We start from the raw sequence: 26,719 nt of genomic DNA, 5'->3' as shown, positions 1-26,719 counted from the left end.
GCTGGTCAGGTTGATGGGAAGGCAAACAGGGCTAACGCTGGTCCCAGCCCTCGGTGATGCGTTCAATGATGATGGCGATCGCTACCGCGCCGGCGTCCGGGGAGCCGATGCTGCGCTCGCCGCTGTAGCTGGCCCGCCCCCGTCTGGCCTCGAGCTTGCTGGTGGCGTCCGCGCATTCCCTGACGGTTTTCGCGAACGCGGCCCGGCATTCGGCGGCTCCGGCACCGGCGGCGAGCTGGCGTTCCAGCTCGTCGGTGGCCGGGACGAGTGCGTCCAGCAGGGTCTTGTCTCCCAGGCTCGCGCCGCCCCGGGCCATGATGCCCTCGGCGGCGGCGCGCAGCATGGCGACGGCGGCGGCGCCGTCGATGGTGTCCACGGTCTTCGCCGCGGCGGAGGCGCGCAGAAACGCGGTTCCCCACAGCGGGCCGGAGGTGCCGCCGATCCGGCTTGAGATCGCCAGGGCGATCTGCTGCAGGAACGTGGGGACGTCGTCGCGCTTGAAGCTGTCCCAGTCCTGCAGGACCTTCTCGAAGCCGCGGGCCAGGGAGTAGCCCAGGTCGCCGTCGCCCACGACGGCGTCCAGGTCGCCGAACTCCTTTTCCTTGTCGACTGCAGTCTGCGCGAGGGTGCGGACGACGTATTCGACGTCGGCGAGGTCGGTGGCGGTCATGGGGTCTCCGTGGGGGTCGAATGGGCGGCGGGGTTTGCGGCGCCGGTGCCTGGCCGGGGCGTGGACAGGATGGCCTGCAGCGTCGCGAGGGTCACGACGCCGGAAACGTCGACGCCGGCGTCGTTAGCCAGGACTTCGGTCGCCTCGCCGGCGGGGTCGCCCAGCGAGCTCACCACGAGCGAGGCGCCGGTGAAGTCCTCCTCACGGGTGTAGCCACTGACCGTGACCAAGGTTCGCAGTCCTGCGCCCAGGGCGGCGCGCAGGCCGTTGGCGCTGTCCTCAACCACGATCGCATCGTCCGGGTCTAGGTTCAGCTCCCTGAGCGCGAGCAGGTAGATGTCCGGGGCGGGCTTCTTCGCCGGGACGACATCGCCTGCGAATACAGCGAAATGCTTCGCGAGGCCCTCGCCGACGGCGTGCGTGAGGACGGCGCGGACGGCCGGTTCCGCCGAGGTGGAGGCCACCGCGAGGGTCCATCCAGCGTCATGCGCTTCCTGGACGATCCGGGCGATCCCGGGCCGGGCGGGCATGACTCCGGACGCCACCATGTCTTTATAAACGGCGGTCTTCCGCTGGTGCCATGCCAGAATGGCCTCGTCCACGGCGGCGTCGTCTTTCAGGCCCAGGCTGTGGGCGAGTTCCGGGGTGAGGATGCTGCGCATCCGTTCCTTGCCGCCGCCGATCTTGACCTTCTCCGCGTACTCTTCGACGCTCCACTGGACCGGGACGTTGAAATCGGTGAAGGTACGGTTGAAGGCCGGGAGGTGGCCGTGCTGTTCGGTGTCGGCGAGGACGCCGTCGCAGTCGAAGATCAGGGCCGGCATCAGCGGCCGCCCTTGCCGGCGCTGCCGAACTGCTCGGTCAGTTCCTTGACCATCGCCATGACCTCCCCGCGTGTGTGCTTGAACAGGGACGGCGGGTCCCACTTGTTGTCCTGCTCGGCCTGTTTGAGGAAAGCCAGGGAGGACTGCATGAACGTTTCCTTTAAGGCGGTGGAGATGTTGACCTTCGCGCAGCCGCGGGCGATCAGGTCCGCGAACTGCTCCTGGCTCAGGCCGGACCCGCCGTGCAGGGCGATGGGGATGTGCCGGGCCTCGACGATCTCGGTGACCCGGCCGAGGTCGAGCACCGGGGCAGCCCTGTAGGAGCCGTGCGCGTTGCCGATCGAGGGTGCAAAGACGTCGATGCCCGTGGCGTCAATGAAGTTCAGCACCGTTTCCAGGCTCTGCTGGGGGGCGACGTCGTCCGAGCCGTGGTCATCCTCGACGCCGGTGATCGCCTCGATCTCGCCTTCCACTTGGGCGCCGTACTGCCGGGCCTCGGCAACCACCTCGATGGTCTGGCGCTGGTTTTCCTCCACCGGCATGCTGGAGGCGTCAAAAAGCACGGAGTTCCAGCCGGCTTTGAGGCATTCGGTGAGCACCTCCCGGTCCGGGCAGTGGTCCAGGTGCAGGGTGACGGGGACCTGGATGCCGGCGGTCAGCGACTTCCACATATCGAACAGCTGGCGGGAGCCGATGCTGCGGACCGTCTTCACCGAGGTCTGCAGGATGACCGGGGAGTTTGCTTCCTCGGCCGCGGCGAGGACCGCTTCCATGGTCAGGTCGTTGAAAATGTTGATGGCCGGAACGCCGTAGCGGGCGTGAAAGGCCGGATCGACTATGTCCTTGAGGGGCACAACACCCATGGGAAACCTCCTTGTTTGGCTGCCTTCAACGCTAAGCGGGCTTTCCTTTCCTGGGTACGGGGGGAAACCCGCACCCTGGCTTGGGGGTCATCCCCACCTGTTGCGGGGTGCGGGTCCCGTGCTCAAGTGGTGTCACGAAATCACAACCACTCCCCCACCAGCGAAAAGGACTGCCGCCATGGCTAACGGAAGCGTTCTGGAAACCATCACCCTGGAAGAAGCGCAGCAGGTCATCGACGCCGCCGCGAAGAAGGCCGCCGAGATAGGGCAGCCGATGGACATCGCGGTCGTTGACGCCGGCGGCAACCTCAAGGCGCACGCCCGGATGGACGGCGCGAACATCGGCTCCATCACCATCTCGATCAACAAGGCCTACACGGCCATTGCGTTCCAGTGCGAGACCGGCGATTTGCAGGAAGCCACCCGCCCCGCCGGCCCCATCCACGGGCTCAGTGACGCCCACGGCGGACGGCTGGTAGTGTTCCCCGGCGGCATTCCGCTGGTGCGGGACGGGCGGATCATGGGGGCAATCGGGGTGTCCACCGGGACCATTGAGCAGGACCAGGAGGTTGCGCTGGCCGGAGCCGGGGCGTATTAGCAGCCCCCTGACAGCTGGTGCAGGCTGCCCGTTGCGTACAATCGGCGCTCGCAGGCGGTGCCACGGGGACCCCGCCGCTTCGGCCGGCTCCCGCTACGGTCCGTCAGCCCTTCGCCACCCGGGCATCCCCGCCAGCGACGGACTCGGCGATCCGCTTGATTGCTGCGAGCGTTTTCGGAATGCCGTCCAGTGCCTGCCGGGTGCGGTCGGCGATCTGGGTGTCAGCCCCATCACCAAACTTCTCCTCGAACATGGCTATGCCCTCCGGCAGGAATTCCCAGGACTCGCTCAGGATGGTTCCGTCGTCTGCCGGGGTGAGGGCGAAGCCCCAGCGGACAAACCTGCCTCCCACCACCCAGGCGAACTCGCGGCCGCGCTCGGCAGCCACCACCTGCGAGCGGGTCTCCCAGGACCGGTGCGGGAGCTCGTTGCGGCCGGTGAACCAGGCACCGGGCTGGCCGGCGCTGTCCTCGTCGTCCCACCAGCACGACGTGCAGACCGGGCTCCACTCACCGGTGCGGGTGATGTCGGAGACCAGGTCGTACAGCGCCTCTGCTGATGCCTTGACCGTTACCGACTCCTGGTGGTGGCGGATGCTGTTCTGATTCATGGGTCCATCCTTACAGACGGTCACTTCTTCTGCCGGCGGCTGCCGCCGTGCCAGTCCTCCTGCTGACCGACTGCACCGGAGGTTACCCCGAGGGCCGGGAGCTGCGGCTGCTCGCGCAGGCTCCGCTTGAGCTCCGCGAACCCGGGGAACCGTGCCAGCCCCACCACGTGGTCCCACAGCTCGGCGGCCGACTGGTCGTCCGGCAGCCGGCTGATCACTGGCCCGAAGAAGGCCACACCGGCAGGCGGTTCGAAGTGGATGATGGGCGTGCCCACATCCTTGCCCGTGAGCCCCAGCGCCTCATCCGTCTCCTGCCGGATTTCGCTGTCCCAGGAGTCGTCGTCGAGAGCCTCCGCAAGCTGCAGGGGCAGGCCGGCCTGGGCCAGGACCGGCTCCACGAACTCCCGCGTCCCCCGTTCTTCACGCACCTCGGCCTCACTGCGCTGGCCGGCCGTGTCCGGGGCAGCTTCGAAGATGTGGGTCCCGAACGCCTCGTACAGCCGGGCGATCGACTCGCGGCCATGCTCCGAACGTGCCCGGGCCGCCACCCGCAGGAGCCGGAGCCCGGCCGTGTGTCCGGCCTCGTACTCCGGCGGGAAATGCGCGTCATAGTCAACGTGGGCGTTGATCAGGCGCAACGAAATGAACCGCCAGTCCACGGTGTACTCGCGCTGCGCCTGCACCTGCCGCACCCACTTGCTTGTCATCCAGGCGAAAGGGCAGACCGGGTCGAAATAGAAGTTGATGTCGGCATCCACGCGTCCACCCTTGCACCTGTTAGTGACGTGCGTCTAATCAACAAGGGAGATCACGCACCCCATGTGCACGGAGGCCCGCCCGAACAGTCAGCCAACCGAAGCTTGTCCAACAAACCCGTCACACCGGTAGGCTGGAATCCCCCGGCCGACCCCGGATCCACCCACAAGCAAGCGAGGCATAACGTGCACCAGGACGCCGCCCGGTTCCTCTCCCAGCCGGTGGCAGCCCAGCCCGGCGCTCCCCTGCGCGTCGCGGTGTACTCGCGGATCGCCGAAGCAATCCGCAACGGCCTCCTCACCCCCGGCTCCATGATCCCCACCGAAACCGAACTCGGCACGGACATGAAAGTCAGCCGCACCGTGGTCCGCGAAGCCCTCATGCTGCTCGAGGCGGACGGCCTCATCAGGGCGCGGCGCGGCGTCGGACGCTTCGTCTCGGACACCCTCCCCCGCATCGGCATCGAACGCATCCAGCCGTTCGAGGACGTCCTCGGCCGCCCGGGCCAGCCGGCAGAGGTCAAACGCACCCAGGTGGTCCGGCAGGCGGCGTCCGAATTCGTTGCCCCCGGCATTGGCGTGGAGCCCGGCACCGACTGCTGGCTCTGGGAATCCGTCCTGATCCGCGACGGCGAGGCCATCGCCCACCTGCAGGAAAACGTCACCGCCCAGCCGGTCAGCGTCGGCAAGGGCGCCGCCGCACCTCTTGAGATAGAGGACGACGGCGGGGCCACCTTGCTTGCCACGCTTAACAAACAGCTGGGCCGGCTGGCCGGGCCGGGCGAGTGCCAGATCAGCCTCAGCCAGGTGGGACCCAGCCGGGCGAAGCTGCTGGACCTGCGCCCGTCGGACCCGGTGCTGGTCCTGACGCAGTACGTGCGGAACGGCAACAGGCCCTTCTACCTGGCCAAGTGCCTGGTGTCCGCACGGGCTGGCCACCTCTCGGTGATGCAGCAGTTCCCGTCCTAAACCCATCCGCCGCCGCGGAGTTCCCGGGCAGCTAACCGGAATTCAACAACCCTGAATGTTTCGTACCTAAACAAGATTTCCATGCTCCCTGTCGTTCGACATGCGAACAGTTGTGCGTTGAATGAACTTTGGGTATTCTCGTCGACGGCTTGTATGCCGCGCATCACATCTGCTGATGAGGCTGTTAGCGGCGGCGTGCACCTATCCCTTTCCCTGATCAATGAGGATTACATGAGTACTTCACCCTCCATCCGCAGGTCCCAGTGGCCCGTGTGGCTTTGCTGGCTGGCCATGGTCCTGGACGGCTTTGACCTGGTGGTGCTTGGCACCGTCATTCCCACACTTATCAAGACCGGCGAACTGGGTTTCGACGCGGTCGGCGCCACCCTGGTTGCCACCATCTCCCTCGTCGGCGTCGGCCTCGGCGCGCTCTTCATCGCCCCGCTGTCAGACCGCTTCGGGCGCCGCAAACTGATGGTTGCCTGCGTGCTCTGGTTCTCGATCTTCACCCTCGCGGTGGCGTGGGCGCCCAACGTGGCGATGTTCGGCGTCTTCCGCTTCCTGGCCGGAGTCGGACTGGGCGCCTGCCTTCCGGTGGCCCTCGCCTACATGAACGACTACGCACCGGCGGGATCCGCAGGAAAATCCACCACCCGCACCATGACCGGCTACCACGTCGGGGCTGTGGCAACTGCTTTCTTGGCGCTGATGGTCATCCCGGACTGGCGCACGATGTTCGTCGTCGGAGGCGTCGCCGGCCTTGTCCTGCTGCCGTTCCTGTGGTTCAAGCTGCCCGAGACCCTGCCGGCCGCACAGACGGCCGAGAAGCAGGAACAGACCGGGTTCCGGGACCTGGTGAAGAAGCCCTACCCCCTGGTTGCCGCGGCCATCGCCGCCGCCTCATTCATGGGGCTGCTGCTCGTCTATGGCCTGAACACCTGGCTTCCGCAGCTCATGGCATCCGCTGGCTACCCTGTCAGCGCCGGCCTTTCCCTGCTTCTGGTGCTGAACCTGGGCGCCGTAGCCGGCCTGATCATCGCCGGCATCCTGGCGGACAAGCACGGCACCAAACCCATCGTGCTGCTCTGGTTCGGCCTCTCCGCGGCCTGCCTTGCCCTGCTGAGCATCAAGGTTGAGAACGCCGTCCTGCTCAACGCCCTCGTCTTCGTCACCGGGGTGTTTGTCTTCAGTTCCCAGGTGCTCGTTTACGCCTGGGTGAGCCAGCTGTTCCCGGCCCGCCTGCGCGCCACGGCCCTCGGGTTCGCCGCCGGTGTGGGCCGCGTCGGCGCCATCGCCGGACCTGCGGTGACGGGCGGGCTGGTCGCTGCCGGCATCGCCTATCCCTGGGGTTTCTACGTCTTTGCAGCAGCCGGCGCGCTCGCGGTGCTGGCCCTGGTGGCGGTCCCGCACGCCGTTGCGAACACCACCCGGCCGGTCCCGGAGCACGTGAGCTGAACGACCGTTGCCCGGCTCGTCCCTGCGGACGTGCCGGGCAACGCGCTCTCCCCACCGCAGGAGGGCGTCAGGCGGCGGAGCCCGCTGAGGCGAGTCCCGCCGTCGTGCCCTCAAAGAAGCCAAGCAGCGTCTCCACCAGGTGTGGGGCGAAGTCCTCTTCCAGCGCGAGGACCACACGGCACCGCGCGCCCTTCACCGGCGGGTAGCCCGCGTACAGCCCGCGCAGGTCGCAAACGGTCTGCCCGCGGCCCGGCCCGTCGGAAGTGTCGACGGCGGCCCGCACCAGGGGTGCAACAGCCGCCTGCACCGCGCCAACAGCGAGCGCCGCAGCCAGGGGATCGTGCATGGCGGAACAAGGCCGGCCGTAAATCCCCTCGTAGAACCGGAAGTAGTAGCCCAGCATCTCCCCCAGCGCCTGCGGCACCGGCGCGGAGGACGCCAGCAGCGCCTGCCGGTGCGGCTCCTCCAGCACCGAGGCCATGGTCACGTCCAGCGGAACCAGCGTGACATCCCAGCCGGCCGCCAGCACCAGGGCGGCGGCCTCGGGGTCGTTGTGGATGTTGGCCTCGGCCACCGGCGAGATGTTTCCGGGGGCCAGGGCCGCGCCGCCCATGATGGTGACCGAGTCCACCAGCGCGGGCAGGTCCGGTTCCAGCCGGAGGGCTTCGGCGATGTTGGTCAGCGGGCCGATGGCCAGCACCCGCAGCGTTCCCGGATACGCATGGGCGAGCCGGACCAGCATCTCCGCCGCTGACTCGGATGCAAGCCCGGCAGACGCCGTCGTCAGCTGCACCCCGCCGATGCCGTTGTCCCCGTGCACCCACGGCGCCCCTCCCCCGAACTGCCCGGCCAGCGGATGGTGCGCGCCGAGCGCCACGGGAATGTGCGTGTGGCCGGCGAGCTGGAGCAGGTCCAGGGTGTTGCGGGCGCCGACGGCGGCACTGACGTTGCCGCTGACGGTCCCGATCCCCACAACGTCGGCCGTGGGCGCGGCGAGAAGGTAGGCCAGGGCAAGGGCGTCGTCGATTCCGGTGTCGCAGTCCAGGTAGAACGGGTGACTGGTGGTGGTCATGGCGGTGTTTATCTTTCCTTTGAGGGTGGGGTTGGTCAGAGGGTCTCGCCCTTGGGGGCGGCGACGAAGAGGCTGATGATGAACGCGGCGGCCGTGATGGCCACCGAAATCCAGAGGGCGGCGGCATACCCGGCGGCGGTGGCCTGCGCTGCGAACGGCGCCACGAGCACGACGCCGAGGCTCGCCCCGATGCCGAAGGAGGCACCGTTGATGCCGGGCAGGGCAGCTGGGGCTTCCTTGGGTGACAGCAGCACCGAGAGCCCGTTGATGGCGGTGAGGAAAAAGCCGTTGTAGAAGATGCCCAGGGCCGCGACGGCAATCAGCACCGCCACCTGGTTCTCGGAGAAAGTGGCCGCAACAATGGCGCAGGCCAGGCTCAGGCCGGTGCCGATCCGGAGGGTTTTGATCCAGCCGCGGCGGTCGGCCAGCCAGCCGGCAAGGGGTGCGGCGAAGACGCCGATGAGCGCGGCCGGGGTGAGGAACAGGAGCGCGGACACGGACGCGGTCAGGCCGAAGCCGGCGCCGGCGTCCTGGCTGAGCAGCACCACGGTGAAGTTGATGATGGCGAAGATGCCGGCCAGGGTGAGGACGGTGGTGGCGATGACCGGCCACACCTGGCGGGAGCGCAGGTGGTGGACGGCGATCAGCGGGTGGCTGCGGCGTTTTTCGATGATCCAGAAGGCGGCGAAGGACGCGATGGTGCCGGCCAGCAGGGCCAAGGTGCTCGGTGCGGTCCAGCCGGCGGCCGAGCCGCCGGTGACGAAGTAGGTGATGAAGACCAGGAATACGGACAGGGATCCGGCGCCCCACCAGTCCATGGCGCCGCGAATGCCCTGCGGCCGTCCGGCCGGGACGATTTTGATGATGCAGGCGGCGGCAATGGCGGTGAGGACCAGGACCACCACAAAGATGGACCGGAAGCCGAGGGTCTCGGCCATGAGTCCGCCCACGTAGCCGTCCACGCCGCCCACTCCCCCGTTGATGGCGGCGATGATGCCCACGGAGGTGCCGAAGACCTTGGCGTGCAGGTTTTCGCTGAGCACGATGTAGGCGAGGGCGAAGACGGCGCTGGAGACGCCCTGCAGGAACCGGCCGGTGACCAGCAGCGGCAGCGTGGGGGCGGTGATGCACAGGATGGTACCGGCGCCCATGATGCCGAGGACCAGGAGCAGGGCGGCGCGGCGGCCGATGAAGTCACTCCACCGGCCGATCACGGGTCCGGCGATGGCGCCGGCCAGGAAGAACATGGACTGGACGGGGGCTGCGCTGTCGGCACCCTGGCCGAATTCGGCGGCGATCTGCGGCAGTGCAGGGGTGACCATGCTGGCGTTGAGCTGGAAGGACAGCACGCCCAGCAGCAGGGTGGAGATCAGCAGGGCGGCGCGGCGGCCGGCGAATGTCGTTTCGTCGGGAAGGACGACGGCGGAGGCGGCTTCCGCGGAAGGCGCGGCGGCCGCCGGGGTTGGGGTGTTCACATCAAACTCCTTTGTTCTGCAGGCGGGTCCTGCGCTTGGGATGTGAGTTGTTATACAACCATGTATGACGGACAAGTACAACTATGGTCTACACTATTTCTCAATCCGGCCGCTTCCGGCCCCTCCCCGTTAGGACTTTCCATGAGCACTCGACTTCCTGCCGTCACCGTGGTCGGCAGCATCAACCTGGACCTGATCGCCACCGCCGAGCGACTTCCGACGACGGGCGAAACCATCGGCGGCGCCGTCCTGTCCGAGCAGCCCGGCGGCAAGGGCGCCAACCAGGCCGCGGCGGCGGCGCGGCTCGGCGGCAGTGCCCGGATGGTCGGCGCCGTCGGCAGGGACGCCTCCGGGCAGCGGATGCTGGATGCGTTGGCTGCTGCCGGCGTTGACACGTCCGACGTGGCCGCCCTCCCCCAGCCGACCGGGACGGCGCTGATCGTGGTGGACCGCGAGGGCGAGAACCAGATTGTGGTGTGCCCGGGCGCCAACGCGCACCTGTCGCTGGACGGGGTGGACTTCAGCCCGGAGGAGACAGTGCTGTGCCAGCTGGAGGTCGGCTTGGACGTGGTGCTCGAGGCCGCCCGGAAGGCGGAGGGTTTCTTCGTGCTAAACGCGGCGCCGGCCATGGACCTGCCGGCGGAGCTGCTGGAGCGGTGCGACCTGGTGATCGTCAACGAGAGCGAGTACGCCCTGATTCCGGCCCTCGCCGAGGCGAAGCTGGTGGCGGTGACGTACGGCAAGGACGGCTCGGCGATGTTCGAGCACGGCCGGAAGGTGGCGGAGGCACCGTCCTTTGCGGTGACGGTGGCGAACACCGTTGGCGCCGGCGACGCGTTCTGCGCCGCCCTGGTCCTGGCACTTCGGAGCGGGCTGGATTACACGCCGGCTCTGGCGGTGGCGAACGCCGTGGGTGCTGATGCCGTGGGTGACCCGTCGTCGCAGCCGGATTTGGCACAGCTGGGCCACTATGTGGAGCGCACCGCCGCCGCTTCGGGCGCTTCCTCCTGACTGTGGTGTTCCGTCGGGCGGCACCCGCCGACTTTGCCGAGGTCCGGCGCATCACCCGCGACGCCTACCTTCGGGCCGGGCACTTCGCCGCCGGCCACCCGTACATGAGCGTTCTGGAGGACGTGGAGCACCGCGCCGAGCATGCCCAGGTGTGGGTGGCAGAAGCCGCCGGGAAGGTGGTGGCGGCGGTGACACTGACGTTCGCCGGCCAGCCGTACAGCGGCCTAGTCGAGGAAAGTAACCCGCACCCCGAGGCAGCTGAAAAGCCCCGACAGGGTGGAGCGTGCGTTTGGGGACGCTCGCTGGCGCAGATCGGATTTTTCTGTAGCGGCAGCTATCTCAGTTTCGGCACGAAGAAAGAGTGCAGACTGCTCCGGAGACCCCAAAGCGTCTGCTATCCGATCAAGTACGCCGCGGTTACTGCTGTACTCCTTGAACGCCTCGTGATCGAGGTTGGGTTTCTCCAGCTGGGCTTCTGGTAGACGCAAAGTCGCGGATTTGCCATCAGCCGATACCGCCAAGTCGCCCTCGGTGATACCTGAGAGATCGACATGGGCGTCGACTGTACCTACAGCTAGGAAAATAGTTCGCCGCCCGGAGATGACATCCGGCATTGCTGAGTTGTCATCTCCCGTATCGAGGACCATCTGGAAAGTCTCGATGGCACTCTGCAACTGTGAAACATCCTTGATGGACTGCAGGAGAGCTGCTCGGTCCTTGGTTTTGTCGCTCCAAGGATTCTCATTGAACCCAAGGAGGCTGGCCCCGCCCACTAACCCCAGCGTTGAGCCCGCCAACACAGCGAAGCCTTTCAATGCCTTCAACACCGAACTTCCCCCGTTACGCGATACGCCTCAGTTGCGTGTCGACTATGAGATGTGCATCGAGACATGTCCCGCATCGAAGTCTCAGGGCTAGTGTAGCCGGCCTCACCGACAAGTCCGGAGGACTCACTTGGGGTGACAGAGAGGGCAGTGCGAGTATAGTCACCTGCCTAACCTCCAGTTAATCCCTGCAGCTCCGACCAGACGCCCTCAACCTGTGCACGGACCTCCGGCGGGTCCCAGTGCCCATATGGTATGGACTTAAAGCACAACTTGTTGAGCGAAACCTGCTTGGAGCCGAACCGTCACTGGCGAGGGAGCGCTCCAGGGTGAGAGTTCGCCGATAACCTAGACGTCAAACCAGAACACAACACAATGGCGCGCGGACGCGCAGGAGACGAGACATGGCCCCCACTAGCAAAGAAGGACAGCGCGCCGAGCTGCACAAGACCATCTGGCGCATTGCAAACGATCTTCGAGGGTCAGTCGACGGGTGGGACTTTAAGAGCTATGTGCTGGGCATGCTTTTCTACCGGTTCATCTCCGAGAACCTCACCGCGTACATCAACACAGGCGAACACGACGCTGGCGACCCCACCTTTAATTACGCCACCATTCCCGACTCGCAAGCTGAGGTCGGTCGCACTGAGACTGTTGCTGAAAAAGGCTTCTACGTTCTCCCGTCCGAACTCTTCCAGAACGTCCGCAAAGGCGCCTCGCACGATGCGAACCTGAACGAAACGCTCGCACGAGTTTTCAACAATATTGAGGGCTCCGCTATCGGGACTGCCAGCGAAGACGACCTCAAGGGCCTGTTCGACGACCTCGACGTCAACAGCTCCAAGCTCGGCAGCACGGTTGCCAAGCGCAACGAGAAACTCGTGAAACTTCTCGACGCGATCGGTGACCTTCCACTGGGTAGCTTCGAAGATAACTCGATTGACCTGTTCGGCGACGCTTACGAATACCTCATGCAAATGTATGCCTCCAGCGCAGGCAAGTCCGGAGGCGAGTACTACACGCCCCAGGAAGTCTCCGAACTCCTGGCACGCATCACCGTGGTTGGCAAGACGGAGGTGAATAAGGTTTACGACCCCGCGGTTGGGTCGGGCTCCCTGCTGCTGAAATTCGACAAAATACTTGGCAAGGGCAACGTTCGCCAGGGTTTTTACGGGCAGGAAATCAATCTGAACACCTACAACCTCGCCCGCATCAACATGTTCCTTCACAATGTGAACTACGAGAAGTTCAACCTCGCCCATGGTGACACCCTCATCGACCCCGCTCATTGGGATGACGAACCATTCGAGGCGATTGTGTCTAACCCGCCCTACTCGATCAAATGGGACGGAGACGCCAATCCGCTGCTCATCAACGACCCGCGGTTCGCGCCAGCAGGTGTACTCGCGCCGAAGTCCAAGGCAGATCTTGCCTTCACGATGCACATCCTGTCTTGGCTGGCCGTCAACGGCACTGCGGCGATCGTAGAGTTCCCGGGTGTGCTCTACCGCGGAGGCGCGGAAGCGAAGATCCGCAAATACCTGATCGACAACAACTACGTGGACGCCGTCATTCAACTCCCGCCGGACCTGTTCTTCGGGACCACGATCGCGACTTGCATCATCGTGCTCAAGAAGTCTAAGAACGACAACGCCGTGCTTTTTATTGATGCCTCGGCCCAGTTCACTCGCGTCGGCAACAAGAACAAGCTCGCAAAAACCCACCTGCGGGCCATCCTCGACGCATTCACGATTCGAGAAGACGCCGATCACTTCGCCAAACTCGTGGCGAACAAGGACATCTCGGAAAACTCTTACAACATCGCTGTGACCTCCTACATCGATGCCGAAGACACCCGCGAGATAGTTAACATTCGTGATCTCAACTCCGAGATTGCCCGCATCGTTACAAAGCAACAAGAACTGCGCGCTTCCATCGACGAGATTGTCGCTGATCTAGAGGACTACAGCGGTGCGGTTGTCTGACGTACTTTCCAAAGCGCCCGACAAGACAGAATATCAGGTCGAGGGTTTTCTAGGATACCGCACGATTGGCTGGGGTAAGAATAAGAAAATCTCAGTGGGAAAAGTTGCGCTTAACTATTTCTGCTTGAAATGCGGCGATAATCGCACATTTATGTCCGGCGATGAGTTGTCATGTTTGATCTCGAGTGAAACGGTAATTAGTGTCGACGCTTCTCTCAGATGCCCCATGTGCATGTCCTCGGTAGAAACTTGGTTCCTGGTTGGCTCAACCGAGGGGTTTTTCACTCCTGCGCCTTATGTCTTCTTGGAACGCCACACAGAGCAGATGCGAAACTCCGCGACCCGCGTCAAAACGGGAGATAGTGGTTTTGAAGGCCCTCTGGACAGTGCACAGCTAGCCTACGATCATCATTTGGGAGCCGGCTCAATGGTCTACTTGCGGCAGATCTTCGAAGCGATCACGGTGCAAGTCGCGCAAGCGGTTGAAATCCCGATAACTACAGGCCGGGGCAGGAGAAGGCCGTTCAAGGATTTGCTCGAGGAGGTAGACCATCAACATCGCATTATCCCTGCAGAATTTTCCAATAACCGTTACCAACTGTTCAGCGAGCTCAGTGAAGTTATTCACGGCGATTCTAGTGAAGCCGATGCTCTTAAAAAGTACCAGCCTTGCCGACGATTGATTTTAGGGATAATTGATAACGTTAAGAATAGCGGCGAGATAATGCTAGCTATAAATTCTCTTGGATGGGGCGCTGATGGTTCAGCGACCGCTCTAAAATCGAGGTGACTGCATGAGCCGTATTGACGAGCTAATAGCTAAACTCTGCCCGAACGGTGTGGAATTCAAGTCTTTGGGAGATGTCACCACCAAGGATGCGAATATCAAGTGGGCGAACGCCGGTGACACCGAATTTCGTTACATCGACCTTTCGTCCATAGATCGTACAACGCACATGATTGGGCAAACCGCGACGATTACAGCGGATAACGCTCCAAGCCGCGCGCAGCAGATAGTCCGAGCTGGTGATGTAGTTTTCGCAACGACTCGCCCCACTCAGATGCGCTGGGCCATCATACCGCCTGAGTATGACGGCCAGATCGCGAGTACTGGATACTGCGTCATGCGACCAGACACCTCGGCGGTGCTTACAAATTTCCTAGCACACGCGCTCGGAACTGACACCTTCCGCCGCTACATCGAAGCCAACCAAGTGGCGGGCAACTACCCGTCGATCCCCGACAGCCGCGTGCGCGCTTACCGAATCCCCGTGCCGCCTCTCGAGGTGCAGCGGGAGATCGTACGGATCTTGGACCAGTTCACGCAGCTAGAAGTGGTGCTTGAAGCGGAGTTGGAGGCCCGACGTCGCCAATACGAATATTACCAACAATCTCTACTCTCCTTCGTAGGAGAGGAGGCTCGGTGGATGACACTGGGCGAGATCGGAAAAGTCTCGATGTGCAAACGTGTTTTCAAGCACGAAACTTCGCCCAAAGGAGACATACCATTCTTTAAAATTGGGACATTCGGCGGAAAACCTGACGCCTATATCTCTCGAGACGTTTATGACCGCTACAGGTCCCGATATCCCTTCCCCAAACGCGGCGATGTTCTCATCTCGGCCGCTGGGACCATCGGGAGGACAGTTCAGTATGACGGAGAACCGGCATATTTTCAGGACTCAAACATCGTGTGGATTGACAACGATGAATCAACCGTTCTGAACTCGTATCTTCGACACTGGTACAGAATCATCGAGTGGGCCACTGATGGTGGTACCATCCGGCGACTCTATAACGAGAACGTCAGAAAGGCGCGCATAGCTGTGCCCCCCCTTGAGGAACAGGAACGGATCGTTGGGCTACTCGATCGATTTGATGCTCTCGTAAACGATTCGTGCATTGGTATTCCTGCCGAGCTTGCGGCCCGCCGGAAGCAGTATAAGTATTACCGCGATCGCCTGTTGGCGTTCGAGGAGGCGGTGGCGTGAGCGAGGCGGGTGTCCGAAAGTATGACCCGATTGCGGTCTCAAACGAGAGCACGGTTGTTGCCGAGTACGTGCGGGAAGCCGAATCGGAGAAGGCGTACCAGTCCGAGGCGGAACTCGAGCGCGAGCTGATCCGTCTACTAAGGTCCCAAGCGTACAAGTATCTGCACATCACGTCTGAGGCGCAGCTGGTCGCCAACCTCCGCATCCAATTGGAGGCACTGAACGGCATCACGTTCTCCGAAGGCGAATGGAAGCAGTTCTTCTCCGAGCGCATCTCGGGTGTGAATGAGGGCATCGTCGAAAAGACGGTTCGTATCCAGGAGGACAATGTCCAGCTGCTGAAGCGGGACGATGGTTCCATCAAGAACATCGCGCTGATTGACAAACAGAACATCCACAACAACCGCCTGCAGGTCATCAACCAATACCAGACTCCCCGAGGCGAGGGAGGCGGGACGCACGCGAACCGGTATGACGTGACGGTGCTCGTCAACGGTCTGCCGATGGTCCACATCGAGCTCAAGCGCCGCGGCGTGGATATCCGTGAGGCGTTCAATCAGATCGACCGGTACCAGCGCGACAGCTTCTGGGCAGGATCCGGCCTCTTCGAGTACGTGCAGTTGTTCGTTATCTCCAACGGCACGTTGACGAAGTACTACTCCAACACCACGCGCCGCCAGCATCTGAGCAAGTCGGCAGGGACGAGGCTCGTTCGTAAGACCTCCAACTCCTTTGAGTTCACTTCCTGGTGGGCCGATGCACAGAACAAGCCAATTACTGATCTCTCCGCATTTGCGAAGACGTTCTTCGCCAAGCACACGCTGCTGAACATCCTCACCAGATACTGCGTCTTTACCGCCGACAAGATGCTGCTGGTCATGCGTCCGTACCAGATTGTCGGGACAGAGAGGATCCTGCAGAAGATCGAGATTTCCACAAACTACAAGCAGCTCGGGACGATCGGCGCCGGCGGGTACGTGTGGCACACGACAGGGTCGGGCAAGACGCTGACCTCGTTCAAGGCGGCGCAGCTCGCCTCTAAACTCCCGTCGGTCGATAAAGTGTTGTTCGTGGTGGACCGCAAGGACCTCGATTACCAGACCATGCGAGAGTACGACCGGTTCGAGAAGGGCGCCGCGAACTCGAACACCTCCACCGCGGTGCTGAAGAAGCAGCTCGAGGATCCGGCGGCACGGATCATCATTACTACTATCCAGAAGCTTGCGACGTTCATCGCCGGCAACAACGTGCATGCGATCTACGGCGGCCACGTCGTGATCATTTTTGACGAGTGTCACCGATCGCAGTTTGGTGACATGCACACGGCGATCACCAAGGCGTTCAAGCGATACAACTTGTTCGGTTTCACCGGTACCCCGATTTTCGCTGCCAATTCCGGCAGCGGCGGGAAGCCCCAGTTGAAGACCACCGATCAGGCGTTCGGCGAGAAGCTACACACCTACACGATTGTCGACGCCATTACGGACAAGAATGTGTTGCCGTTCCGGATTGACTACGTGAACACGGTCAAGGTCGGCAATGTGATCGACAAGCAGGTCTCCGCGATCGACACCGAAAAAGCGTTGCTGGCTCACGAGCGGATCCGCAAGATCGTGGAGTACACGCGGGAGCACTTCGACCAAAAGACCAAACGCAGCGAGGGCTACACTCTCGGCGAGAAACGGGTGCGCGGGTTCAACGCCATCTTCGCCACCGCCTCGATCCCGGCCGCCCGCATGTATTATCAGCACTTTCGAGAACAGCAGAAAGCGCTGGTACCCGACAAGCGACTGAAGATAGGCCTGATCTACTCCTACGGGGCGAACGATCCCGTCGAGGACGGTGCGCTTGAGGAAGAAGGCTTTGACACCAGCGCGTTGGACGCCGATGCCCGATCGTTCCTGGAAACCGCAATTCAGGACTACAATGCCGTCTTTGGCACCTCATTCGACACCAGCGCCGACCGGTTCCAGAACTACTACAAGGACCTGTCGCTGAAACTTAAGCAGCGCGAAATCGACATGGTGATCGTGGTTAACATGTTCCTCACCGGTTTTGACGCGACCACCTTGAACACCTTGTTCGTGGACAAGAACCTCCGAGCCCACGGATTGATCCAGGCCTATTCCCGCACCAACCGCATCCTGAACTCCGTCAAAACCTATGGCAATATCGTCTCCTTCCGCGACCTTGAGGAGCAGACTAACGACGCGATCGCGCTGTTCGGCAACAAGGATGCCCGCGGGGTGGTGCTGCTCAAGCCCTACGACGAGTACTACAGCGACTATGCCGAGAAAGTCACCGAGCTACTCACAATGTTCCCGTTGGGAACCCCGATCGTCGGGGAGTCAGCACAGAAGGAGTTCATTGGCCTGTTCGGGGTGATCCTGCGTCTGCAGAACATCCTTACCGCGTTCGACGAGTTCACCAGCCACGAGATTCTCAACGACCGGCAGGGCCAGGACTACCGCAGCATGTACCTGGACTTGTACGCGGATTTTCGCAAGGACAAGAACGCCGACAAAGAACAGATCAATGACGACATTGTCTTCGAGATCGAACTGATCAAGCAAGTCGAAATCAATGTCGACTACATCCTCATGCTCGTTCAAAAGTACCGCAACGAACGCGGCGACGGTGATGACAAAGAAATCCGCGCAGAGATCACACACGCGGTGGATGCCAGCCCAACTCTGCGCAACAAGAAGGACCTTATCGAGGACTTCGTCAATTCTCTTTCGGCCGACGGCGAGATTGATCAGCAATGGCGGGCGTTCATCTTCGCGAAACGTGAGGCTGAACTCGAGGCCATCATTGAAGATGAAAACCTCCGCCCGGACGAAACGCGCAACTTCGTGGAAACTGCATTCCGCGACGGTCAGATACTCACGACGGGAACAGCGATCACTAAGGTTCTACCGCCAGTTTCGCGGTTTTCCGTAGCAGGTGGCCACGGCGAGAGGAAACAGAGTGTCATCGCTAAACTCAGCGCGTTCTTCGAGCGATTCTTCGGCCTGAGCTCCACAAGAAGCTAGTTACCACCAGCCAGAGCTACAAAGATCGTGCCCTGCGCGCAACATTGAGCAAGGAGCCCGGGAACTGTGTGCTAGCAGCGCCTTTCCCGCTCGGAAGTTCCGACCGTCCAGATCTGATTACGGCGACGAGGGTACCTTCTCCAGATAACGCAGCGATCGGGGCCGTTCGCAGGGGCGGGCCAGCAATGCCGTTTTGCGGGCTCTTCGCGGTTGATGGGGAATTGAGTTCGTGTCGTTGAAGACAAAGGGGCCCGTGGCCCTGTTGGGATGAGTGTGTCTAAGCATTCAACCTGGAACAGGACCACGAGCCTTGAACGAGCCTACCGGGGTCGCAGCCGATGCTGCCACCATCCTCTTCAACCTGCCCGACTACCGTGTCATCTCCACGACCATGTCCGCTGGCCGCCGTCAGGTCATCGTCGAAACTGACGCGCTACCGGGCTGCCCGAGCTGTGGGGTCATTGCCTCCCGGCGGAAGGAACGCCGCCTTCAACGGCTCCGCGATATTCCCGTCGCCGGGCCGGTGGACGTGCTCTGGTCCAAGTACCGCTGGTACTGCGAAGAGTCAGGTTGCGACCGGCTCTCGTTCTTCGAATCCACGCCGCAAGTGCCGCGCCGTGCCCGGTCGACGAGCCGGCTGCGGGACCAGCTCGTGGACGCGGTCATTCGCTCCGGCAGGGCTTTCTCGGAGACAGCTGCCGGCTTCGCCGTGTCCTGGTGGATGGTCCGGGCTGCGGTGACCGAGGCCTGCCTGCTGCGGCTGCCCGACGTGGACAAGCTCAGTCCGCGGATGCTGGGCATTGATGAACACCGGTTCCGGTCCGTGCGCTACTTCCAGGACCCGACCACGAAGGCGTGGACACGGTTCGAGCCGTGGATGACAACCATCGTGGATCTGGACACCGGCCAAGTCCTCGGCGTGGTCGACGGCCGAGACCACAAGGGCGTCGGGGACTGGCTGTTCGCCCGGCCCCTGCAGTGGCGGCTGGCCGTGCAGGTCGTCGCAATCGACCCCTCCGCGGCGTTCCGCAAAGCCTTACGGATGTGGCTTCCCCGCACTGCTGTCGCCGTCGATCACTTCCACCTGATCTCGCTGGCCAACCAGGCAATGACTGAGACCAGGCAGAACCTCTCCCAACAGGTCAAGGGCCGCCGCGGCAGGGCCATCGACAAGGCCTGGGCCCACCGCATGCTCCTGCTGCGCGGCGGTGACACCCTCACGTGTAGGGCCGCCCTCCGACTCGAGGAAGTGTTCGCCCTGGACGATCCAACCGGCACCCTCCAGGCCGTCTGGAAGGTCAAGGAACAACTCCGCGCCCTGTTGCGCACCGGCTCCCTGGAGGACGCCGCGGCGGCCAAGCAGGTACTCGAGGAGCTGGTCAAGGAAGCCGCACGGCCGGAGACGAACAGGCTGTACCGTACAGTCTGCCGGTGGTGGAAGGAGATCGAGGTGCTGATCATTACCGGCGCCACGACAGGCAAGGTCGAGGCGAACAACACCGCAATCAAGAACATCAAACGAACCGCCCGCGGGTACCGCAACGCCGCCAACTACAAATCGGTTATTCTCTTGAGAAGTGCCGTCAGGACGGCGGCATGACGCTCATTCCAGGGATCCATTTCCCCACGAACCGCGAAGAGCCGTTTTGCGCTGACGCCATCTTCTGCGTATCCTTTGGAAGCTAGTAGAAATGCTGGAGACGTGCCAGAGCGGCCGAATGGGCTTCACTGCTAATGAAGTGTGGGGCACAACTCCACCGGGGGTTCAAATCCCCCCGTCTCCGCTGTGTGGTGAGTCGGTACATCCTTCAGGGATGAGTCGAGTCACCGGTTACACCCCGGTCTTAGGATCGGGGTGTTTCTCTTTGTCCGGTTTCTCTGGGCCGGTAGTTCCTAGATGAGTAGTTCCTAATCGATTAACACTGTCCTGACCACGCTTTATGTCCTTCTCACTGACCGTGCCCAGCCTGATCTTGGCTTGTTGCGGACCGGCAGCCCGGGGGCAAGCCGGGGCTGCCCGATGCCGAGCTGCTCTGCCTGGTGGTGGTGCCCAGCCTTCATCGTCGTTGGGAGACCGGGAAAATGTTCACCGATCACGAGGACGGGGCCAGGAAGTTGGAACTTGGGGGTTCACAATGACTGCCAACCGTGCCTACAAGCGGGCGAGCGAATGTCAGCGGCATCGACACGCTCTGCATCTCACCCGGACGGACGGTGAGTACGACCACTTCGTCACTGCCACGAGCCCTGACCCAGGGGAACGTCAGCTCGTCACCCTGGTCATGAGCCCTCACCATGCACCGGACTAGCTACTCCTGATCTCCAGTCTCGCCGGCGTCTTCGAGGTCACCGGCGGCCATCCGTTCAGCGGTGCGCCGGTAGGCCTCGGCGATGTAGTCTTCGACGTCCTGGCGGCCGATCCGCCACATCCCACGGCCGCCAACCTGAAAGCCGCGCAGCTCCCCTGTCCTGATGAGGCCTTGAACGAGGCTTTGCTTCACGTTCAACTCCTCGGCGACCTGCGCTATGGTCAGGAAGCGGGGCTTGGTAAGTTCGTCATTCACCCGTTCATCCTATTCGCGGCTCGCGGTGCTGCTAGTGATTAGTACCCCTGTCGGCGATAGTGTGCTCTGATGATTCGGCCACTCCGGCAGTGCCACTGAAAACGCCACGACGACGGTCAGGTGACGCAGCATTTTTGGCGCCACCTATTCATGGGGTAATGAAGCCCCTCCGACTTGAAGTGAATGTAGCTCGTGCAACGACCCGGCATAGATCTTCGACCAGTTTGTGAATTTAGATTCGGGACTGCCCCCGCAAGGCCTTGTGGGGGCAGCCGCGCATCGAGGTCGCGGTCGACAGTTCCCCTCCGGTCAAGCTTTGCAACGACTCGCTTACGATTTCCGGCAAGGGCACCCCCAGCAGGTCCACCGCCTTCGGGGCGCTCGATCTACCCGGTCTGGACCTGCCGACGGCTGCTTCTGCTCTCCGAGGACACTTATCGGACCGGGCACGGGAAAGGCTCGGCCCGTGTTCGCCACTGACGATGCCACCGGGAAGCTACAGGCAGAGTGGCTTGTCACGGACAACTCCATGCTCTGCTGGCCACCGGGACTCTCGCTGACGCGGGCGCCGAAAAGACAAGCTCCAGGAGTCAGCCATGAGAGCCGCGTAGCCCGACGTGTTGCGCAGTGCTGCTAAAACAGCGGCATGCTCATCCTCACCGGCAAAACATTCACCACAAATAGTGAGGAGGCGGCCTACGTTTCGATTCTTTGCCTATTGCGCCACCGCGGCAGCAGCTGAGGCATACACATCCGCCGGCATTGGCCGCTTCAGCTTCCATGTGATCGCGATCGGCTTCTCGCCCGAATGCTGAACGTAGTCCACCTGCCCCAGGCACGTGTACGGAACTGTCAGTCCGGTTTCGTCGTCCGCCGTGTCCCTGGTGAAGATCAGAATCTTCGATCCGTGAGAGACACTGTCCAGGTAGCGGCGTCCCGTCCGGCTGGTAGGTGACGTGGCGTTCTGCGACTCCCAGTGGAACAGCTCGGGGCTAATGGCGTAGTCCTTGTACATCGTGGTCGCCGAGTGCTTCTTGTCGTCCTTGTTCAGGGTGACAAAGAAGGCATCTGTGGAAGTTGCAGGACACCATGCAACGCCCTCACGGTGCTGGACGTTCTTGCCTTGTGCCAGCGAGCCGTACTGCAACGCCGCCAGAACCTCCTCGCGCCGGTAGGTGGCATGCGAGAGCAGCGGGATGTGCTGCAGCCCTGCGCCTAGGCTCTTCGCTGCATGTTTCGATGCAGCCACTCCCAGCTTCACCACCTGGCGGATCTCGCGGCACACAAACTGGTAGCCGCGCAGGTGGTCCAGGCCGTCGTCGTACGTCTTGAATCCTCCGCCGTCATCCCACAGCGTGTAAAAGAGCATGCGTGCAAAGGCCTGCTCGCGGATGCCGAGCTCCGCGTAGCGGGGCGCGTCGGGGGCAACTAGCCTGGAATAGGTGGCCGCACGTTCCGGATCGTCCACATGGATCAGCGCCGCCATCCGGCCCAGCAACTTCTTCTCCTCCGCGTCCGACAGCTCCTCGAGCTTCCCCCGCAGCACGGTCTCCAGGGGTGAAAGCCCCTCGATCAGTCCTGTCTGCCGGAGGTAGCCGGTCCACGAGTCCCTGGTGGAGCGGTAGATCGTCTTCACGTCGTTCCCGGACCGCTCCAGATAGGACTCCAGCTCGGTCTCGGCGTACGAGGCGATGTCCCGGACCAGCTGTGCCCGGTTGAACCGCAGCTGTGCCTTGATGTTGTCCAGGACCACCTTCTGCGTCACCCGGTCCAGCACGATCTGCGAGCCGGACGGCAGGTACGGGAACTCTTCCTCGACCGCCTTCTCCAGCTCCTTTCGGCCGTAGCCGGTCAGCGCCCGGTAGCGCAGATCAAAGCGGAACTCACGGCGCTGCTGGCCGATGAAGTCCAGGACCGTCAGCACGGCTTTGCCCTCCGCTCGGCGCAGCCCGCGGCCCAGCTGCTGGAGGAAGACCGTGGCACTCTGCGTGGGTCGGAGCAGCAGAATGGTGTCCACCTGCGGCAGGTCCAGGCCTTCGTTGAAAAGGTCGACGGCGAAAATGCAGTTGATCTCCCTTGTACCCAGGCGCCGCAAGGCTTCCTCGCGGTCGGCGTTGTCAGTAGTACCGTCGACGGCGACTGAGGCGATGCCGGCCCGGTTGAATACCTCGGCCATGTAGTGGGCGTGCTGCACGGAGACGCAGAAGCCAATGGCCCGCATCTGGCCGGTGCTGGTGACCTTGTCCCTGAGTTCGCGGATTACCTTGGCGGCGCGGGCGTCGTTTCCGGTGTACAGGGCGCTCAGCTGGGTGGTGTCGTAGTTGCCGCGTTTCCATTCCAACTGGCTGAGATCGACGTCGTCCGAGACGCCGAAGTAGTGGAAGGGCACCAGCAGGTCAGCGTCCAGGGCGTCCCAAAGCCTTAGTTCGCTGGCTGTGCGGCCATCGAAGAACTGCTTGGCGACGTCCACGCCGTCGCCGCGCTCCGGTGTAGCGGTGAGCCCGAGGAGTTGCTGCGGCTGGAGATGGTCGAGCAGGCGGCGGTAGGTGGGCGCCATGGCGTGGTGGAACTCATCGATAACGACAACGTCGAAGGAGTCAGGCTCCAGCTGCTCGATGCCGAGGGAAGACAGCGACTGGACGGACGCGAAGATGTGCCTCCACTCCCGCGGCTTGTGCTCCCCCACGTAAAGTTCGCCGAAGGCGCCGTTCTGCATGACGTCGCGGTAGGTGCGCATCGCCTGCTTCAGGATTTCCTGCCGGTGGGCGATGAAGAGCAGCTTTAGGCTTCTGCCGGCAGCTTTGGATAGCCGTTTGTAGTCCAAAGCGGCGATGACTGTCTTGCCGGTGCCCGTGGCGGCGACCAGAAGGTTGTGGTTGAAACCCTTGAGCCGCTCCGCTTCCAGTTCCTCGAGCATCTCCTCCTGGTGGAGGAACGGCTGAACCTCAAGTCCGGTGGCGGCGTCCGGGGCCGCGGTGCGCCGGCCCCCGTTGCGTTCCAGCGCAGCGTCCAGCTTTTCGCCGTCACACTCCGGGTCGTAGCCCTGGAAGGCCCGCTGCTCCCAGTAGCTGTCGAAGGTGACCTCGAACTTCTGCAGGAGAGCGGGCGTTGCTACGGAACTGAGCCGGACATTCCATTCCAAACCGTCCAGAAGTGCAGCCTGGCTCAGATTGGAGCTGCCAACGTATCCGGTGTCGAAACCGGAGTTGCGGCGGAACAGCCAGGCCTTGGCGTGCAGCCTTGTTGCCTGGGTTTCATAGCTGATCTTCACCTCGGCTCCGTACCTGTTCACAAGCTCGTCAATGGCGCGGCGTTCCGTGGCGCCCATGTAGGTGGTGGTGATGACGCGGAGTTTGGCGCCGCGCTCCTTGAGCCCTTCGAGCGCGGGCTGCAGGAGCCTGAGGCCGGTCCAGCGGACAAAGGCGCAAAGAAGATCAACGGTATTGGCCGACTCCATTTCGGCCCGGAGCTCAGCGGCGAGGTTTGGATCATCCTTGCTGTTGGTAAGAAGGGCTGAGTCGCTCAAATTGGTAGTCGGCCGCCGGAGTTGGCGACGCTTGAGCGTATCGGGGTGGTGGAGCGACTGGAGCTGGCTGGGGCCGGCAGCGATGCAGTCCTCTGAGCCCAGAACCTTGAGAAGTTGGTTAGCGAGAGCGACATGGTCTTCAGGTTTGGCGGCGTCCAAGGCCGTACGTACGGCCGCGGCAACATGCCGAGAGAGTACGTCTGGAGCATCTCCGTCTTGGATTCCGACGAAAACCGGCTGAAGTTCCGACTCATTCTCGAGCAACTGCTCAAGCGCGTTTGTCCTCAGCAGTTCGTACAAGCCTTCCGGAAGTCGAACCACTTCTTCACCCCCAACAAAGTCGGTCACTGCGCCAGCATATGTTTTCCTGCAATGAAACGGTGTATTTCAAACAAATCGAAGGCAATGCCCTTGACAAGTCAGCTGTGTGTTTCGACTAGAAGCCCTGGTCTACTCGTCATCCAAAATGGCGTTTAGCGGCACACGTAGCGAGTTTTTGGAGCAAGGAGTACATTCTCTGTCACTCCCTTGGGCTGGTGGTGCCATGCAGGGCTACATGTCGGGAGAGGGAAGGGAACAGGTTCGTCAGCAGTCGGACCTCGAGGACCGTTTAGGAAGGGCCACCGTTGTGCGAATCTCATCCTTCACGATAAGGAACTATAAGGGCATAGCCCTTGCGGAAATGGATAGCCTAGCCGCGGAGCCGGTTATCACGATCAGTGGACGAAACGGTACGGGAAAATCGCTACTTCTTGAGGCCCTAGTGGGCGCTTGGGCAGGCCGCTATGATATGCGACAACGTGTAGGACCCTGGGCCAACGAGTTGCTGATCGCAATTGGCGTTCACCTAACGCCGAACGAGTGGGACGAGATGAGCTTATGGCACCAACGTCTATACAACTCGCCGCTTCAAGAGGATGCGCTTACTTTCGAGCTACGAGCAGATCTTACAGCCGCCCCTGCTCCGGTGGAGACCAATGCCGTTCGAATACTTCGTGATGCTCAGTTTCAAAAAGAGCACCGATTTGGAGTAATCGATTTTCTGCCGGCAAACAGACTAGTACCGAGCGTGCCAACGGCAAGCGTAGATCTAGCCATGCTTACTCGAGACCGCGTGGAACAGGAGCGCTACCAAATGTTGGATCAGTTCATCAATCAGCGCTCCCCAGTGTCCCTTCCCAGCGTATCCAATTTCTTAGTTACGTTGGACTACCAAGCCCTCCTTGCAAGCCGTCAAGGGATGGAAGCCACAAACGAATATCAACGATTAGCAGACGCCTTCGTTGCCTCAACGGGAAAGACTCTTCTCGAACCCGCCTACGACCCCGTCAAAGGAAGCAACATAGAGATTGAACTGCAGACGGGCCATCGTCATCAGCTTCCTGAACTAAGTAGCGGCGAGCAGGAGATGTTGGCCATGATGTACTTTGTCCGGCGACTATCGGCTTCGGGCGGCATTTTGTGTATCGACGAGCCAGAGCAACACCTCCACCCCACTCTTCAAGCCTCTGTTTTCGATGCGATGCAGGACCTTGCAGACAGGGCACAAGTATTTGTCGTGAGCCATTCTGTAAACCTCATTGCTGCAGCCCCCTTAGCGGGTCTAGTGCAGGTTAGTTCCCCCTGCGATAGCAACACGAACCAAGTACAAAGATTGACGGACCTGCCAGGGCGGTTGGAACTCATGGGTTCGCTCGGAATCAGTGCAGCCGATCTATTCCAGAGTGATTTACTCTTAGTCGTGGAAGGCGACACCGATGCCCAGTGGTTACGGGCACTATTTCCCATCGAGCTTGGCCGTGCACACATCGTGGTTGCAGGAAGCGCAAAGCAGGTTATGAACGTGCACGAGACCTTGTCAAAAACGCCTGCAGGCCTTCCCTGGCTATGTTTACGCGACCGAGACCTACTGACGGTGGAAGAACTCGAGGGACTTCAAACTAAGTATTCTCATCTTCATGTTTGGCCACGCCGTGCCATAGAAAGCTTGTTCCTCGATCCTGCTCTAATCGAGGCTGTAATAATTTCCCTCGGTGCTCAGCCCCAGCCCGGGGAGGTGAATTCTTGGCTTGTCCAGTCGGCTGAGCCACTCAAAGATGAAGTGCTGGGACAGTTGGTGGAACGCCGGCTCTCGAAAGTTCACCCCGCTCCTAGAGCAGGTACTGAGGGCGACCGCTATAAGAAAATGGAGCTGCAATATAGAGAGTACGCAGAAGTCAATAGGAAACGGGCAGATTCGGTTGCAGAGATTGTATTGAGCGAAACAGAAGCCCTGGAGAGTCAGTGGGCAGATAATTGGCAGACTCTTGTGAACCCTAAGCCGGTCATGGCGACGCTCGTTCAGCGCATGGGAATATTCAAGTCACCGACGGCGATGATGTCAGCGCTTATAGCGCGCGCTCGCGACGACAAAGGCCTGCGGCCAAAAGCTTTGGAAGATTTACGCACACGAATTGCTGAGCTTCTTCATAGCACATCGCCGTATTCATAAA

Annotated in this window: 20 protein-coding genes, 1 tRNA gene and 1 pseudogene; 12 read left to right on the top strand and 10 right to left on the bottom strand. The window is 62.0% G+C overall.

Annotated elements, in window-relative coordinates; all coding sequences use genetic code 11:
- Positions 1–31: 31 nt before the first annotated feature.
- From dhaL to AC4BCK_RS05520, 3 genes are read right to left on the bottom strand one after another with little or no spacing between them, the layout of a single operon-like run.
- Positions 32–670, bottom strand: coding sequence for a dihydroxyacetone kinase subunit DhaL (dhaL, locus tag AC4BCK_RS05530; protein WP_310114722.1), 639 nt, complete (start codon positions 668–670; stop codon positions 32–34).
- Complete coding sequence (locus AC4BCK_RS05525) at positions 667–1,494, bottom strand: HAD-IA family hydrolase (RefSeq protein ID WP_310114721.1); 828 nt, start codon at positions 1,492–1,494, stop codon at positions 667–669. Before AC4BCK_RS05525 ends, dhaL begins: the two co-directional genes overlap by 4 nt.
- Positions 1,494–2,357, bottom strand: coding sequence for a class II fructose-bisphosphate aldolase (locus AC4BCK_RS05520; protein WP_310114719.1), 864 nt, complete (start codon positions 2,355–2,357; stop codon positions 1,494–1,496). Before AC4BCK_RS05520 ends, AC4BCK_RS05525 begins: the two co-directional genes overlap by 1 nt.
- A 178-nt stretch (positions 2,358–2,535) precedes the next feature.
- On the opposite strand from AC4BCK_RS05520, the gene AC4BCK_RS05515 reads away from it, so the two are divergent.
- On the top strand, positions 2,536–2,955 hold the full coding sequence (locus AC4BCK_RS05515; protein WP_310114718.1) for a GlcG/HbpS family heme-binding protein: 420 nt from the start codon (positions 2,536–2,538) through the stop codon (positions 2,953–2,955).
- Positions 2,956–3,058: 103 nt separating this feature from the next.
- On the opposite strand, the gene AC4BCK_RS05510 is transcribed toward AC4BCK_RS05515, so the two are convergent.
- Both AC4BCK_RS05510 and AC4BCK_RS05505 read right to left on the bottom strand, forming a co-directional pair.
- Positions 3,059–3,565, bottom strand: coding sequence for an SRPBCC family protein (locus AC4BCK_RS05510; protein ID WP_400598737.1), 507 nt, complete (start codon positions 3,563–3,565; stop codon positions 3,059–3,061).
- Positions 3,566–3,585: 20 nt separating this feature from the next.
- On the bottom strand, positions 3,586–4,323 hold the full coding sequence (locus tag AC4BCK_RS05505) for a mycothiol-dependent nitroreductase Rv2466c family protein (RefSeq protein ID WP_490566709.1): 738 nt from the start codon (positions 4,321–4,323) through the stop codon (positions 3,586–3,588).
- Positions 4,324–4,506: 183 nt separating this feature from the next.
- Between AC4BCK_RS05505 and AC4BCK_RS05500 the strand changes: the two genes are divergently transcribed.
- Together AC4BCK_RS05500 and AC4BCK_RS05495 are read left to right on the top strand one after the other, a co-directional pair.
- Positions 4,507–5,289 carry a GntR family transcriptional regulator gene (locus AC4BCK_RS05500; protein WP_490566898.1) on the top strand — a complete coding sequence of 261 codons (783 nt, stop codon included), beginning with the start codon at positions 4,507–4,509 and terminating at the stop codon, positions 5,287–5,289.
- A gap of 231 nt (positions 5,290–5,520) precedes the next feature.
- A complete protein-coding gene (locus tag AC4BCK_RS05495) occupies positions 5,521–6,744 on the top strand; it encodes an MFS transporter (protein WP_490566708.1) in 1,224 nt (407 codons plus the stop codon).
- Between the two features lie 67 nt (positions 6,745–6,811).
- On the opposite strand, the gene AC4BCK_RS05490 is transcribed toward AC4BCK_RS05495, so the two are convergent.
- Entirely contained in the window at positions 6,812–7,816 is a 1,005-nt protein-coding gene (locus AC4BCK_RS05490; protein WP_490566707.1) for a nucleoside hydrolase, read from the bottom strand.
- A gap of 35 nt (positions 7,817–7,851) precedes the next feature.
- Entirely contained in the window at positions 7,852–9,291 is a 1,440-nt protein-coding gene (locus tag AC4BCK_RS05485; protein ID WP_490566706.1) for an MFS transporter, read from the bottom strand.
- Positions 9,292–9,432: 141 nt separating this feature from the next.
- Between AC4BCK_RS05485 and AC4BCK_RS05480 the strand changes: the two genes are divergently transcribed.
- Positions 9,433–10,302 (top strand): ribokinase, encoded by an 870-nt coding sequence (locus AC4BCK_RS05480; RefSeq protein ID WP_490566705.1) that lies wholly within the window; start codon positions 9,433–9,435, stop codon positions 10,300–10,302.
- Between the two features lie 224 nt (positions 10,303–10,526).
- Here the strand turns inward: AC4BCK_RS05480 and AC4BCK_RS05475 are convergent, their stop codons facing one another.
- Positions 10,527–11,129 carry a DUF4230 domain-containing protein gene (locus AC4BCK_RS05475; RefSeq protein WP_490566704.1) on the bottom strand — a complete coding sequence of 201 codons (603 nt, stop codon included), beginning with the start codon at positions 11,127–11,129 and terminating at the stop codon, positions 10,527–10,529.
- 401 nt (positions 11,130–11,530) lie between these two features.
- Between AC4BCK_RS05475 and AC4BCK_RS05470 the strand changes: the two genes are divergently transcribed.
- The 7 genes and pseudogenes from AC4BCK_RS05470 to AC4BCK_RS05440 form a co-directional block, all read left to right on the top strand.
- A complete protein-coding gene (locus tag AC4BCK_RS05470; protein ID WP_490566703.1) occupies positions 11,531–13,111 on the top strand; it encodes a type I restriction-modification system subunit M in 1,581 nt (526 codons plus the stop codon).
- Positions 13,098–13,901 carry a hypothetical protein gene (locus AC4BCK_RS05465; protein ID WP_490566702.1) on the top strand — a complete coding sequence of 268 codons (804 nt, stop codon included), beginning with the start codon at positions 13,098–13,100 and terminating at the stop codon, positions 13,899–13,901. Before AC4BCK_RS05470 ends, AC4BCK_RS05465 begins: the two co-directional genes overlap by 14 nt.
- 4 nt (positions 13,902–13,905) lie before the next feature.
- Positions 13,906–15,102 (top strand): restriction endonuclease subunit S, encoded by a 1,197-nt coding sequence (locus tag AC4BCK_RS05460; protein ID WP_490566701.1) that lies wholly within the window; start codon positions 13,906–13,908, stop codon positions 15,100–15,102.
- Entirely contained in the window at positions 15,099–18,137 is a 3,039-nt protein-coding gene (locus tag AC4BCK_RS05455; protein WP_490566700.1) for a type I restriction endonuclease subunit R, read from the top strand. The genes AC4BCK_RS05460 and AC4BCK_RS05455 overlap by 4 nt, the downstream gene beginning before the upstream one ends.
- Positions 18,138–18,447: 310 nt before the next feature.
- Positions 18,448–19,737 (top strand): ISL3 family transposase, encoded by a 1,290-nt coding sequence (locus AC4BCK_RS05450; RefSeq protein ID WP_490566699.1) that lies wholly within the window; start codon positions 18,448–18,450, stop codon positions 19,735–19,737.
- A gap of 96 nt (positions 19,738–19,833) precedes the next feature.
- Positions 19,834–19,921 (top strand) — tRNA-Ser (locus tag AC4BCK_RS05445).
- A gap of 131 nt (positions 19,922–20,052) precedes the next feature.
- Positions 20,053–20,195: pseudogene (locus AC4BCK_RS05440) on the top strand (IS982 family transposase); the annotation flags it as partial.
- Positions 20,196–20,446: 251 nt separating this feature from the next.
- Here AC4BCK_RS05440 and AC4BCK_RS05435 read toward each other — a convergent pair.
- On the bottom strand, positions 20,447–20,701 hold the full coding sequence (locus AC4BCK_RS05435) for a helix-turn-helix domain-containing protein (protein WP_490566698.1): 255 nt from the start codon (positions 20,699–20,701) through the stop codon (positions 20,447–20,449).
- A 715-nt stretch (positions 20,702–21,416) separates the two neighbouring features.
- Positions 21,417–24,575: a DEAD/DEAH box helicase gene (locus AC4BCK_RS05430; protein ID WP_490566697.1), complete on the bottom strand. Its 3,159-nt coding sequence runs from the start codon at positions 24,573–24,575 to the stop codon at positions 21,417–21,419.
- 196 nt (positions 24,576–24,771) lie between these two features.
- On the opposite strand from AC4BCK_RS05430, the gene AC4BCK_RS05425 reads away from it, so the two are divergent.
- Positions 24,772–26,718: an AAA family ATPase gene (locus AC4BCK_RS05425; RefSeq protein ID WP_490566696.1), complete on the top strand. Its 1,947-nt coding sequence runs from the start codon at positions 24,772–24,774 to the stop codon at positions 26,716–26,718.
- The last annotated feature ends 1 nt before the right edge of the window (position 26,719 follow it).

Source organism: Pseudarthrobacter sp. As-47 (assembly GCF_058215595.1).
The sequence above is the reverse complement of the archived record's forward strand: the minus strand, read 5'-3'. Positions and strand labels throughout refer to the sequence as shown.